The organism is Pseudoalteromonas sp. GB43, from assembly GCF_054923805.1.
This window is the reverse complement of record NZ_JBPCHJ010000001.1, coordinates 650578-664102: the sequence shown is the minus strand read 5'-3', so window position 1 is coordinate 664102 and position 13525 is coordinate 650578. Positions and strand designations below refer to the sequence as shown.

Annotated in this window: 13 protein-coding genes and 1 pseudogene; 5 read left to right on the top strand and 9 right to left on the bottom strand. The window is 41.3% G+C overall.

Annotation, left to right across the window (positions count from 1 at the left end; genetic code table 11):
* Positions 1-53: 53 nt before the first annotated feature.
* Positions 54-1633: pseudogene (nhaB, locus tag ACRWSG_RS03150) on the bottom strand (sodium/proton antiporter NhaB).
* Between the two features lie 232 nt (positions 1634-1865).
* On the opposite strand from nhaB, the gene fadR reads away from it, so the two are divergent.
* Positions 1866-2579: a fatty acid metabolism transcriptional regulator FadR gene (fadR, locus tag ACRWSG_RS03145; protein WP_054561887.1), complete on the top strand. Its 714-nt coding sequence runs from the start codon at positions 1866-1868 to the stop codon at positions 2577-2579.
* Between the two features lie 52 nt (positions 2580-2631).
* Here fadR and ACRWSG_RS03140 read toward each other — a convergent pair whose 3' ends face one another.
* Positions 2632-3513: an NAD-dependent epimerase/dehydratase family protein gene (locus ACRWSG_RS03140; RefSeq protein WP_462166886.1), complete on the bottom strand. Its 882-nt coding sequence runs from the start codon at positions 3511-3513 to the stop codon at positions 2632-2634.
* A gap of 279 nt (positions 3514-3792) precedes the next feature.
* Between ACRWSG_RS03140 and ACRWSG_RS03135 the strand changes: the two genes are divergently transcribed.
* Positions 3793-4398 (top strand): peroxiredoxin C, encoded by a 606-nt coding sequence (locus tag ACRWSG_RS03135; RefSeq protein WP_054551729.1) that lies wholly within the window; start codon positions 3793-3795, stop codon positions 4396-4398.
* A gap of 68 nt (positions 4399-4466) precedes the next feature.
* Here ACRWSG_RS03135 and ACRWSG_RS03130 read toward each other — a convergent pair whose 3' ends face one another.
* Positions 4467-6992, bottom strand: a complete 2526-nt coding sequence (locus tag ACRWSG_RS03130; RefSeq protein WP_462166885.1) for a TonB-dependent receptor — start codon at positions 6990-6992, stop codon at positions 4467-4469.
* 265 nt (positions 6993-7257) lie between these two features.
* Positions 7258-7737 (bottom strand): SsrA-binding protein SmpB, encoded by a 480-nt coding sequence (gene smpB, locus ACRWSG_RS03125; RefSeq protein WP_054551727.1) that lies wholly within the window; start codon positions 7735-7737, stop codon positions 7258-7260.
* 133 nt (positions 7738-7870) lie between these two features.
* Between smpB and ACRWSG_RS03120 the strand changes: the two genes are divergently transcribed.
* Positions 7871-8311 (top strand): type II toxin-antitoxin system RatA family toxin, encoded by a 441-nt coding sequence (locus tag ACRWSG_RS03120; protein ID WP_462165590.1) that lies wholly within the window; start codon positions 7871-7873, stop codon positions 8309-8311.
* A complete protein-coding gene (locus tag ACRWSG_RS03115) occupies positions 8308-8634 on the top strand; it encodes an RnfH family protein (RefSeq protein WP_138601550.1) in 327 nt (108 codons plus the stop codon). Before ACRWSG_RS03120 ends, ACRWSG_RS03115 begins: the two co-directional genes overlap by 4 nt.
* Before the next feature lie 41 nt (positions 8635-8675).
* On the opposite strand, the gene ACRWSG_RS03110 is transcribed toward ACRWSG_RS03115, so the two are convergent.
* Positions 8676-9038 (bottom strand): outer membrane protein assembly factor BamE, encoded by a 363-nt coding sequence (locus ACRWSG_RS03110; RefSeq protein WP_054551724.1) that lies wholly within the window; start codon positions 9036-9038, stop codon positions 8676-8678.
* Between the two features lie 117 nt (positions 9039-9155).
* On the opposite strand from ACRWSG_RS03110, the gene ACRWSG_RS03105 reads away from it, so the two are divergent.
* Positions 9156-9473, top strand: coding sequence for a GIY-YIG nuclease family protein (locus ACRWSG_RS03105; RefSeq protein ID WP_199528698.1), 318 nt, complete (start codon positions 9156-9158; stop codon positions 9471-9473).
* Here the strand turns inward: ACRWSG_RS03105 and ACRWSG_RS03100 are convergent, their stop codons facing one another.
* The 4 genes from ACRWSG_RS03100 to ACRWSG_RS03085 all read right to left on the bottom strand — a co-directional run bounded on the left by ACRWSG_RS03100 (position 9474) and on the right by ACRWSG_RS03085 (position 13510).
* On the bottom strand, positions 9474-10400 hold the full coding sequence (locus ACRWSG_RS03100) for a M28 family peptidase (protein WP_462165588.1): 927 nt from the start codon (positions 10398-10400) through the stop codon (positions 9474-9476).
* Positions 10327-11115, bottom strand: a complete 789-nt coding sequence (locus tag ACRWSG_RS03095) for a tetratricopeptide repeat protein (RefSeq protein ID WP_462165587.1) — start codon at positions 11113-11115, stop codon at positions 10327-10329. Before ACRWSG_RS03095 ends, ACRWSG_RS03100 begins: the two co-directional genes overlap by 74 nt.
* Positions 11084-11512: a hypothetical protein gene (locus tag ACRWSG_RS03090; protein ID WP_462165586.1), complete on the bottom strand. Its 429-nt coding sequence runs from the start codon at positions 11510-11512 to the stop codon at positions 11084-11086. The genes ACRWSG_RS03095 and ACRWSG_RS03090 overlap by 32 nt, the downstream gene beginning before the upstream one ends.
* A gap of 84 nt (positions 11513-11596) precedes the next feature.
* A complete protein-coding gene (locus ACRWSG_RS03085) occupies positions 11597-13510 on the bottom strand; it encodes a methyl-accepting chemotaxis protein (RefSeq protein ID WP_462165585.1) in 1914 nt (637 codons plus the stop codon).
* Positions 13511-13525: the final 15 nt, after the last annotated feature.

Here is a 13525-nt window from a genome sequence, read left to right as displayed (position 1 = left end):
GCCCGCATCAAGCGGGCTTTTTGGTTGCAAATGTTTTGTTTTAAATAATCGTTTTAATGACCACCTAATGAGCCAGGTAACGCACCGCTATGGTGATTGATTAAGCCCCATTGATACAGCAAGTCAGTCATATCTGAAAGGCTGAATAAGGTCATGCTCAAGCCAACAATCGTCAACACTATGGTATAAGGTAGCGCCATGTATACCATGCGTCCATAAGATAGTCTTAACACAGGGGCTAATGTTGATGTAAGCAAGAATAAGAAGGCAGCTTGTCCATTAGGCGTAGCAACACTTGGTAAATTAGTACCTGTGTTAATTGCCACAGCTAATAGGTCAAATTGATCACGGGTAATTTGACCTGCCTGTAACGCAGCAGCCACTTCATTGATATACACAGTACCCACGAACACGTTATCGCTGACCATCGACAGAATACCGTTGGCAATGAAGAACATTACCAGTTGCAGCTGACCTTCGAAAGTAAGTACCCATGCGATCACAGGTGTAAATAAATGCTGGTCGATAATAACTGCAACAATTGAGAAGAATACGCAAAGTAACGCTGTGAATGGTAGAGCTTCTTCAAATGCTTTACCTAATTGGTGCTCTTCAATAATACCGGCACTGTCGTGGCAAAAATAATAACAGACAAACCAATTAAACCAACAGTGGCTAAGTGAAGGGCTAAACCTATGATCAACCAAACAGCAATGAAAGCTTGAATCGCTAGGTTCACTTTGTCGCGTGTGGTGCGTTTTTTCTCAAGCTTTTTAGCATGATCCGATAAAATTGTGTGGATGGGGGCAGGGAGTTTTGCGCCGTAACCAAAGGTTTTGGTTTTTTCGAGTAAGAAAGTAGTGGCAATACCTGCAATCATAACGGGTAAAGTAATAGGCAACATTCGGAAGAAAAATTCGCCAAATAACCAGCCTGCACGCTCAGCAATGATCAAGTTCTGCGGCTCGCCTACCATAGTACATACACCACCTAAGGCAGTACCTATGGATGCATGCATTAATAAATTACGAAGAAAAGCACGAAACTCTTCAAGCTCTTGCCGATTGACTGGACGTACTTGGTTATCGTCATTAATATCATGCTCACTGCTGGAGTCTTTGCCTGATGCTACCTTGTGGTAAATACTGTAAAAGCCCATCGCGACGGCAATAACAACGGCCATCACCGTTAACGCATCTAAAAAAGCAGATAAAAATGCGGCAGCTATCGTAAACGACAGGGATAATACGGTTTTACTTCGTACCGAAACAACCAGCTTTGTAAAGATATATAAAAGTAAGTCTTTCATAAAATAGATACCAGCAACCATAAAGATAAGTAACAGGATCACATCGATATTCTGTACTATCTCATGTTCAACTTGCCCTGCTGTTGTCATGCCGATAAACAAGGCTTCAATTGCCAGTAAACCACCCGGTTGTAGCGGGTAACATTTAAGTGCCATGGCGAGTGTAAAAATAAACTCTAACACTAATACCCATCCTGCCAGATAAGGATTAAGTTGAAATAACACCGGGTTGATTAGTAAAAACGCAATAATGGTGTATTTGTACCACTTTGGTGAAGTTCCTAAAAAATTTTTAAATAGAGCTGGTAAAACGCGCTGCTGCATGGCCATACCTATATCAGTGCTGGTTATTATTGTTAATAAATAGAAATTGATTATATCGATAGTATTGTTATTTGATGTACTTTTAATCCAAAAGGCCATTTATTTAACTAGATCTTATAGATTTTTATGTACTGCCGAGTTAGTTTACTTGTTAGTTGCTTATCATCTGGTACAATCAGTGAGTTGAACACCAAATGCGGTAAAAGTAGTTGCTAACTCAAGTGGAAAGTGAATGAGAATTTTTAAAGCGAAAAGCCCAGCAGGTTTTGCTGAAGAATACATTGTTGAATCTATTTGGAATGGTGACTTTCCGCCTGGCTCAATTCTTCCAGCTGAGCGTGAATTATCTGAGCTGATAGGTGTTACACGTACAACCTTACGTGAAGTACTTCAACGTCTAGCCCGTGATGGCTGGCTAACGATTCAGCACGGTAAACCTACCCGTGTAAATAACTTCTGGGAAACCTCGGGCCTGAACATTTTAGAAACGCTAGCGCGACTAGATGAAGACAAAATGCCAGAGCTTACAGATCAATTACTTTCTGCACGCACAAATATCAGCGCAATTTATACCCGTGCGGCTATTAAGCTTGCTCCTGAGCGTGTAATTGAAATTTTATCGCAAAGTGAAGAGCTAGAAGACAGTGCGCAAGCATTTGCTGATTACGATTATAAAGTTCACCATGAATTAGCAGTTGCGGGTAATAACCGCATTTACGTTCTTATCCTAAATGGCTTTAAAGGTTTCTACTCAAAAATTGGCTGCCACTACTTCTCTGATTCTCGAACTCGTGAATTAGCGCGTCAATTTTATAAAGATTTAACAGAGCTGGCAGAGCGTCGTGAACACGACGGTGCGATTTCAATGATGCGTAAATATGGTCATCAAACAGGTGAAATTTGGCAACAAATTCGTGGTGATATGCCAGAAGATATCATGGACTAAGCGACCGTAATTAATATTCATTTAAGAACCCAGCTAAAAGCTGGGTTTTTTGTTAGTTACTTTTAAGCACAGGGAGTACTTCAGCGCTTTCATCATCAAGCATTGCTAAAACACTATTAAAATCATGTTTGGGATGCCAGCCAAGTTGCTGCTGCGCTCTAGTTGAATCGTATACTCGGTCTAAACTGGTTGGTAATAGCCAGCCTCGCTCCTTGAATGCATCTGCTAATGCTGGGATTTTTTCAATAATGACTTTATCTGCTTGCTTATAAAGCGGCCGGCAATCTTTTTTTGAATAAGGCGTAACGCCTGAAATAATAAAGCGATTAAAACCACTTAGTTTTTTCTCGATTGCACATAAATGAGCATTGGCAACATCGCGAGCGTCGATGCCACGGCTATTACGAAATAGCGCCATCGTATCTGCAGGTTCAGGAAAACAGCGAGACATCTGTAATACTGTGATTGGTAATTTGTGCTTTACTGAAATAGCTTCAAGCTTGGCTTCGGCGGCAATTTTAGTTTTATGGTAAATGGATTTTGGCTTTGGAATAATATCCTCGTTTACCCAACCCGCTTGACCTAATGGCGTTGAAGCTGAACCATAGAGCGCTGTGGTGCTGGTAAAAATAAACTGTTTTACGCCTGCTTCTATACCTAACAGTGCCAGTTGTTCTGTCGCCTCCACATTTATAGTGTAAAAATCGTCGTCAGAGTGCAGATCAACATGAGGGGCATGTAAAGCGGCTGTATGGATTATCACGTCGATGTCTTGAAGAGCTCGCTGAATTAAGTGTTGGTCACGAATATCACCCACAAAGTCAGCTGTAGAGCAGGGCGCTTTATCCATCCCAACGACATTATAATTGCTCATTAACTTGATATAAATTGCACGGCCAACCCGACCTGCTGAACCTGTGATCAAAACTTTCATTTTTCTACCTAGTTGCTTAGCTCGGCATATTTTATCAGATTTTAGCTGCTGATTTTGCAGCTCTTTGCGATTGTTTGCTTCAAGAGTTACGTAATATTTTAATAAATCAATTTTTCCGATTAGGCATATCGCTTTTTTCGATTGTTCATTTGTCTGTAACCTCATTACACTATCTTGCAATTTATCAATACTTACACTTGGTTTTTGCGTTTTAGTAACCATATCTATGTGAGTATTGCTTAGGCAATTGGAAATAAACTCAAATATTTGGAGATAAAAATGGGTGTATTAGTTGGCCGTCAGGCACCAGACTTTACTGCAGCAGCTGTTCTTGGTAACGGTGAAATCGTTGAAAACTTCAACCTAAAAGAAACTATCAAAGGTAAAAAAGCAGTTATCTTCTTTTACCCGTTAGACTTCACTTTCGTTTGTCCTTCAGAGTTAATCGCTTTCGACAAGCGTTTTGAAGAGTTCCAAAAGCGTGGAGTTGAAGTAATCGGTGTTTCTATCGATTCACAATTCTCACACAATGCATGGCGTAACACTGCCGTTGCTGACGGTGGTATTGGTCAAGTTAAATATGCACTAGTTGCAGACGTTAAACACGAAATCTGTCAAGCATACGATGTTGAGCACCCAGAAGCAGGTGTTGCTTTCCGTGGTTCTTTCCTTATCGACGAAGAAGGTAACGTACGTCACCAAGTAGTTAACGACCTTCCTCTAGGCCGTAACATCGACGAAATGATCCGCATGGTTGACGCGCTAGCGTTCCACAGCGAGCACGGTGAAGTATGTCCAGCTGGTTGGACTGAAGGCAAAAAAGGTATGGACGCAAGCCCTGAAGGTGTTGCTAAGTTCCTTTCTGAAAACGAAGGCGACCTATAATTTAGGCCTTAGTTAAAGAATTAAAAAACCCGCCAATTGGCGGGTTTTTGTTTTTAAGCACAACAAGATTAATTAAAACGCATCGTTAGTTTAGTATAGAAATAACGACCACGAGGGTTATGTACGCTTGATACATAGCCATATAAGTCGCCATCGCCATCACCGATTGCAAACGGAGGATCTTCATCAAACACGTTATTCACACCCACAGAAAGTTTGATTTTCTCTGAGAAGTTATACGCTGTTTGTAAATCAACCAGCGTTTGTGAATCAACCATACGTGATGTGTTGCTATCAAAGTCTAAATTACCGTCAAAATCGATATCTGGCGTATCTTCAAATTCGCCCGTGTAACTAACGTTCACATTCGTGTTGAAGTCACCCATTTCCCAATTTGTTGAGAAAATCCAACGGTTTTCAGGATAACGATATTCGCCAGTGTAATCGCGGCCATCTTTCTTAAATTCGTTTTGGTAAGCCCATTCTAAATTGAATTTTAAGAAGCCGTAATCGTTCATCGCATGTGTGTAGTTAGCCGATACATCGACACCTGATACTTCTTGTGATGAGACGTTTTCAAAGGTGCTATAAACTTTTTGGATCACACCTAAGCTTTGACCATTTTGTGGTGCTAAACGCACGCAGACTGTGCTGTTTTGATCATTACAGTTTTCATCATAGATAGGGCCGAACTCTTGCTCGTCAATCTTATTATCTTGTGTAATGCTCCATACATCGATTCCAAAACCAAATTCAGCGGTTGGTGCCCAGATAAAGCCCACATTCCATGACTCTGACTCCTCAGCTTCAAGGTTTGGGTTACCTGCAAATTGGATATTGTAATCTAGAGCGTTACAGTCAAGCCCTGTTGCCTGACAGCGGTAAGTATCTACAAAGAATTGACTTTCTTCAGACGGACCTAAACCAATTTGTGCCAGTGAAGGCGCGCGGAAACCTTGAGCCCACGAACCACGAACAGTGATTGAATCAGTTGGTGCCCAGCGAACAGCTACTTTAGGGTTTGTAGTTGAGCCAAAATCGCTGTAGTCATCGTATCGACCAGCTAGTTGCAGTTCTAGGTTATCAGCCAGCGGAATTGAAAACTCAATGTAAGCTGCGTATTGGTCGCGTTCAGCAGCGGCTGATACGGACTCAGTACCAAAAATTAAACCACGCTGGAATTGGTCGTCTGGAATATCGCTCACATCTTCTTCACGGTATTCAATACCTGCAGCCATCATTACTACATCATCGCCAAAGCTGAATGCTTCACCACTAATATTTGCATCAAATGAGGTCATATGAGACTCACCACGGCGCACTAAGCTTGTCGTGATACGGTCAATCACTGCCTGGTCATTATAGGTGCCACCAAATGGATTATAGTTACCTGCATCGATTTCTTGTTGTAGGAAATCAGTGCGCACCCAACCTTGGCTTCTATTACCTGTTTGCATTGATTCACTGCGACCTTTTTGAACAGCTGCTTCCCAGCTCCAGTCATTTATTTCACCTTTTAGACCGGCAACAAAGCGAAGCGTATCAGATTCAATATCCCATTGGCGAGGGCCGGCATCTACGGTTCTGTAGCGACCAATTTCGATATCTTGGCCAAACGGGTTGTTAGGATGGCTTGCAGGTACTGTAAGGCCTGCATCTTCATCAAGCGGGGTCGGTGCACCTGCTGCTTGCGACGTATTATGTTGTACTGCAACCTCTAAGAAAGCTGAAATACCATTGTCGAAGTTATATTCAAATTGTGAGATAGCACCGACACGCTCAGATGCTGGGGTTACGTAACCATACGGGCCGTAGTCAAATAAGCAGCTGCCACTTGCGGTTGCATTTTCTGCTGGGCAGGCTGGATCAATGGTTTTTTCACCATCTACATAGAAGTAGCCCGGGAAGCCACGCGATGAGCGAAAATCCATACCACCGTATGGTTCTTGGTTGGCTGTGCCTAGGCGATCCATTTCATCAGATGAGAGTGCTGTGTTGTTAAAGTAATCAATAATAATTGATGCGCTGCTTTTCTCTGTACTAGTACCCCATACTAAACTTGCTGTTTTTTCTTCGTAGTTAGGACCATCAGTACCGCCATAACCAAGGTTCACTTCTAGGCCATTAATATCTTTCTTTAAGATGATATTAACTACACCTGCAACTGCATCAGAACCATAAATAGCAGATGCACCATCTTTTAAAATATCAATACGTTCAATCGCAGAGACTGGAATCGAGTTGATATCAACAAATGAATTGGTAATGCTTTCTGCAAAAGCACTGATAGATACACGGCGTCCGTTAATTAGTACTAATGTAGCATCAGAGCCTAAACCTCTAAGGCTAACAGCTGCGGCACCATTGGCTGTGGAGTCTTGGTTATTACCGCGAGTAGAAAATGTACCATTACCTGCAACAGGCATACGTTCTAATAATTGTTGTAAGTTATCGTAGCCCATGTTATCGATGTCTGCACGACTGATTGATTGAACCGGTGATGGTCCCTCAATGTCCGAGCGCTTGATGCGAGAACCTGTAACTTCAATACGCTCGACCTTTTCAGCTCCATCTTCTTGTGCAGCAACAGACATAAAACTGGTGCCTGCTAATGCGGCAACTGTAAATGCGTAGAGAGGTCGTTGTATAAAGCGATGGGTGTTCTTCATATATTTCAATCCTTGTATAATTGTGAAAGTGTTGTGAATTAATCACGACAAAGATTGATACCATGTAAATGGCGGTGAATGAAATAGCAAAAAAGTATGGGTTTATTAAGGTGTTAAGGTTCTTAAGTGGTAAGAGTCAGGACTGGTAGGGGGTACGAGCCTAACAAAAAGGTTAGGCTCATTTCATAAATTAAGCTTTATGTTTCATCAGGCGTTCTTTTTCACGCGCCCAATCTTTATTTTTTCCGTCTTCACGTTTGTCGTGCATCTTTTTACCTTTAGCAAGGTGGAACTCCAACTTCACCCAGCATTTTTTCCAGTACATTGCAGTTGCGATTAATGAAAAACCTTCGCGTTCTGTAGCACCGATAAGACGATCGATTTCACGCTTATTTAAAAGTAACTTACGATACCTTAAAGGATCGCAAATTACGTGAGTAGAAGCACTGTTGAGAGGCTGAATTTGACTGCCAAGTAAAAATGCTTCGCCGTTTTTAATGTGAATATAAGTCTCAGAGATGTTTACTTTACCAGCTCGGATACTTTTTACTTCCCAGCCCTGTAGTTCAACCCCTGCTTCGAACTTATCGTGTAAAAAATACTCATGACGCGCTTTTTTGTTTAGCGCGATGGTATTACTTGTCGATTTAGATGATTTTTTCTTAGCCATAGTGGCTCATATTATACGTAAAAACAGCGTTTTTACATCGCTTTTTTAAGGCTTTGCAGAAATTTTCGCGTCACTAATATTTGGGTAAATAGTCAAAGCTTGCTAAAATTCGCCGACAAAGTTGGGAGTGAATATGCCGCAAATAGAAAAAAGTGCGCTGGTAATGTACAGCAGCAAAGAAATGTTTGATTTAGTGAATGATGTAGATGCATATCCAGAGTTTTTACCACATTGCTCTGATGCTAAAATCATTACACAACAAGCCAGTGGTATGACAGCTAGTCTAGAAATATCGAAAGCAGGTTTAAAAAAGTGGTTCACTACCGAAAATACCTTTATTGATGAGCAAACGGTTGCGCTACGCCTAGTTGATGATCCATTCAAAAAGCTACAGGGTAAATGGCATTTCTTACCGCTGGACGATAAAGCTTGTAAAGTGCAACTGCATCTTGAGTTTGAATTTGCTAGTAAGCTTATTGAGCTGGCTTTCGGAAAAGTATTTAACGAAGTCGCTAAGAATATGGTTAATGCATTTACTCAACGCGCTAAAACTGTATATGGAGTTCGCCCATGATCACTGTTGAAGTGGTTTTCGCCTTACCAACAACAGCAACCAGTTTACTGGTCGAAGTGCCTGTAGGTACTACCGCTGAGCAAGCGGTGATTAAGTCGGGCATTATCGAGAAGTGCCCAGAAATAGACGCAAATAATTTAACGCTTGGGATTTGGAATCGTACTTGCAAACTGAATCAAGAAGTAAAAGATGGCGATCGTATTGAGATTTATCGACCGCTTATTGCTGATCCAAAGGATGCACGCAGGCGCCGTGCTGAAAAAGCCAAAGAAGAGGGCCGAGCTAATAAAATTACAGGCGGGCGTCCGCTTAATAAGGCATAAAAAAGGGTAGCCTAGGCTACCCTTAATAATTTGCGCTGCTATTACTCTTGTTCAAGCGGCGTATTAAATTCGCTAGGTTGTTCATAGTCACCCGATAACGAAACAAGCTTATCGTTTTCGAAGTTAATAGTGAGTGATTTACGTTGCTCGTTGCTACGACCAAGATTGAATACGTAAAGGTAGTGCCAGGTATTTTTATCAAATGAGTCTTCAGCGACTGGCTTGCCTAGTACATACAGTACTTGCTCGCGCGTCATATTAACACGTAGCTTATCTACATCTGATTGCTCTAAGAAGTTACCTTGAGGAATGTTGATTCGGTAAACCCAGCTTGAACACCCTGCTGTAGCACTTAAAGTAAGGGTAAGTACTAACCAAAAAGAAAAAGTTTTAAACGACTGCATTATTTGTTTGAATCCTTATTTTTTATACACTGCATGATACCGATTAGTCACTGAAGGTAAAACCCTTTTCAGTAATTGTTTTTACACAAATGCGATTAACAATCAAGAGGCACAAATTTGACCACAGCAAACCCAGAAAGTTTACAGCAGCCTATAAAAAACAATGATAATTCAGAGAGTCTGTGGCATTTGTACATAGTGCAAACACGTTTGGGTCATTGGTATACGGGGATCACCACCAATGTTGAAAAGCGATTTATGCAGCATCAAGCGGGAAAAGGGGCTAAAAACCTCAAAGGCAAGGGGCCTTTAATACTTATCTATCAACAGCAAGTGGGTAATCGTAGTGAAGCAACTAAACTTGAAATAAGCGTAAAAAAGCTTAGCAAAGCGCAAAAAAGGCAGTTTGTTTTAACCTCTGAGCTACCCAAATAACTAACTTGGAAGCTTTTCAATAAATAGGGCTATTTTCGCCATGGCATATTCGAACAATGTAAAGTCGATGTGCGCAGCTGTGTCGGTGCTCTGATGATGATGTTTATCGTGTCCGATACCAAAGTAAATGTATGGGATCCCCGCTTTAGCAAACGAATAATGGTCACTTGCTCTGCGCCAATCAACTTTGAGATCAAATAATCGATTCAGCCTCGCCGACGAGCTAGTTGCCATAAAGGTTAGCTGCTCATCAGACAAAGCTTTAATGTCATCTTTATAGTGCGCTAATGATTGCTTATCTAAAAACGCATAGATACGCGGTTTTCGTGGGTTCACAATGAGCATATCTAAATTAATGTTAAGTTTGATTTCGTCTTTATTAAGTGTTGATACCAAGTACTCGCTACCATGTAGGTCATTTTCTTCTGCATCGGTTGCAACAAAGACTAACTGATAGCGTTGAGGGCTTTGTGCAAAGTGGTCAGCTAAATAAAGTAAAGCTGCAACGCCGCTGGCGTTATCATTGGCACCTGGGTAAAGCCGACTGCCTTGTTGCCCAAGATGGTCGTAATGGGCTGTAAAAATAATTTTTTTACACTTTTCACAAGGGCTATTTTTTATCGCAACAATGTTTCTCCCAACCGCCTCACTAAAGAAACCTGATTGATAAGTAAAAATTTGTTCATTTACTGAATAGCCAAGAGCGACAAAGCGCTCTGCTATGAAATCGGCGGCTAATTTAGCGCCCTCGGTATTCGTTTTTCGCCCAGCAAATTGAGGCGATGTTAGCGTTATAACGTCTTGTACTAAGTTTGTATGGGCAAAAGCGTGCCCTGTGCTTATCAGTGCAGCACTAGCGGTAATCAATAAGTTTTGCAGTATGCGAGCGAAGCGCTTGTAATTTACTTTCGTAACGCTGTTTATCATGATCAAAGTCAGCTTTATTGTTTGCCATAGTTAAATACTTTTTAGCCAGTTTTAAGTCACCCAATTGATAATAGGTTCTGGCTAAACCAAAATCAGTATCATGCAGGGTTGAATTTAAGTCACGGGCTTTTTTGTAGTGTTTTATGGCATCTTGGTAACGGCTGGTCGTATAGGCATCATTACCTAAAGAAATATGGTAATAAGGGTTTGCTTGGCGTTTCTTGTCAAGCATGGCTAATATAGCTTGGCCTTGCTCTTTACGATCGGTCAGGTTATAGAGTCTTGCTAAATTGCCTAGCGCGGTGTTGTTGTCAGGATCTAAACTAATCGCATACTGATAGGCTGTTTCAGCACTTTGGTAGTCACTCGTTAATCTGAATAATACCCCAAGGTTGCCCCATGCACCTGAGTAGTTGCTATCAATATCAACTGCTGCTTTGTAATAGCTAAAAGCAGTGTCGTAATCATGTTTTAACATCGCAGCTGCGCCCTTATTGTTATAAAACATCGCTGTGATGCGGGCTTTGTTGATGTTGCTGGTTTTAAACGCCTCTTGGCGACTGTTAGGGTCAAAGTCTATCACCAAAGAGCGCTCTTGAGGGTATATAACTTTACGATTTAACACTTGTTTTGTTGATTCACTCACTTTCAAATTGATATGCCCTGTGAGTAAGTTAAAACCATTATCCAGCGCCCAATACTCTGGGATATGCACTTTTTGAAATTGCCCTTCGAGGACCAAGATAGTCAGCGAGGCTGTAGGCTAAAATCGATAACGATAAACAGTTAGCATTTAAATTTTCGTAGGCTTGATTGGCCGTTAAGGTCGCACCAGATTGATAAGATAAAGACGCATCGCCATTTTGTAATAGAAACCTGAGTAAGCCTTTAGTACTTTGCAATGATCGACCATCTTTGGGAAAAGTACTGTCAAGTTGTTGTTTGACATGTTTGCTTAATGCAAAAATTTCTTGTTGGGTTTCAACTGAGGTTTGGGTAAACGTATTACTTTGCACCAAAGCAAGTGGTGGTGGGGCGGTGTTATTTTCTGTACTACTACACGCTGTTAATAAGCAAAAGCTTGAGGCGAAAACAATGCTAGGTAATTTCATTTGACCCTCTTAATTCTTGGCCTAATACCATTAAAGTATAGGCCGTGAATGAAAAAGGGTCAGGGTTAACTGTTACAAAACGTGTCAGCGTTTATCAAAAGTTGCAACAAGGTCATCAAGGGTTTGCGCACTGCTTGCTAAGTCTTTGATTGCTTGTTCACTATCAATTTGTTCACGCATAACGTTATCACTAATGTCACTTATTTGCTCAATGTTACGACCGACATCTGCCACTACATTACTTTGCTCTTCAGTTGCAGTTGCGATTAAGGTTGCCATATCGTTTATTTCATTGGCAGCATCGTTAATGGCATTAAGTAATTCAACAGAACTCTGCATTGCATCAACGCTCAATTGAGCTTGTGATTTCGAATGATTGATATGATTAACCACTAAATCAGACGTATTTGTTAGTTCACTGATCATGGTTTGAATTTCAGTTGTTGATTGCGACGTGCGATTTGCAAGCGCTCTAACTTCATCAGCTACAACAGCAAAGCCTCGACCGTGCTCACCCGCACGAGCAGACTCAATTGCCGCATTAAGTGCTAATAGGTTGGTTTGCTCCGAAATCCCTCTGATAGAGTCGACAATACTGGCAATCGCTTGTGTTTTGTTTGCCAGCTCGTTTACTTGCTCGGTGATATTATCGATATCACATGCCAATTCAATTATTGCTTCTTTACTTTGCGTTACCTGAGTATGGCTTTGTTCAGTGTTCTGCTTGCTATTCTCAGTGAGCTTAGCCGTGTTCGCTGCGCTTGAGGCAATTTCTTGCACTGTTGCACCCATTTCATTAATCGCCGCAGCAACCGAGATAGTTTGCTCTTTTTGATTATCAAGCGCCACTGAGTTCTTTTGTGCTTGCTGAAACACATGATCGGCGCTTTGTCTAATTTCACTACTTTCTTGAGCAACTTGGCTAATTGCAGTTTCAATCTTAGAGATAAATTGGTTAAAGCCCGCTGATAAGTTTGCAAGTTCAGGTTGCTCAGAGTCAGGAAGTCTATACGCTAAATTAGCATCACCAGAGCCTAAACGGGTGAACAACTCAGCCATTTTCGACAGCGGCGATGAAAGCGTACGTGCCAGTACTAAACCTGCAAAGCTTGCAATCAACGCAATCACAATCGCAAAGCTGATGATTTGCCATTGTAAAACTTGAATGCTCGAAAACACTTCGTGCTTTGGCACTTGGGCAATAACAAACAAATCAGTGTTTTTAATTGGGCTTGCCGCCACTAAGGTTGCTTCACCATTAAGGTTGATTTCTTGTAAATTGAAGTCACTTTGCGTTAGTAGAGCCCGTGTGATGTCCGTTTTGTAAACGTTATCCAACTTAGCTTTAGCGACTTTGTTTTCGTCTTTATGCAGCTGAATTAGGCCGTTTTTATCTGCAACAAATACAAAACCGGTTTCTTCTATTTGAAAGCGTTTAAGCATGCCCTGCATATCGTCGATACTTTTTGCAAATTCTGCTAAACCAATGCCATTAGTTTGCTGGTGGTTCACAAACATTTTTACATCAGTCGGTGACTCTTGATAGATACTGATCGAAAAGGGTTGTGCGGTGTTAGTAAACGCGAAAAACCAACCATCTTGCTCTTTAGTTAAAACGCGCAAGAAACCGTCTTGGTTCCAATATTGTGCTGTTTCACGGTTAGCCCAAGAAGCCGTTGCTAGATCGTACTGGGTAACAAGGCGGTTAAGCTCTTTTAGCAGTGTTTTATCATCTGTATTGCCAGAGTTAGCCCACTCTAATACAAACTCGTTACTGGAGAGTTGCTCAGCTGCACTGATCATTTGATTTATATCGTGAGTAATATAATTATCAATTGCTTGTAGTTTGCTCGGTAGTTCCGATTCAATCATTCGCTGTTCAATGATTTGTTTTGCACTGTATATCGCTGTTGCGCCGATTAACGCAGCAACAATGAGGGCGATAGAACTGCCAAGTAGGGTAATTTTTTTAGTGATGGTGAATTGATTTAACGCCATGAAAGTGTCTTAGTT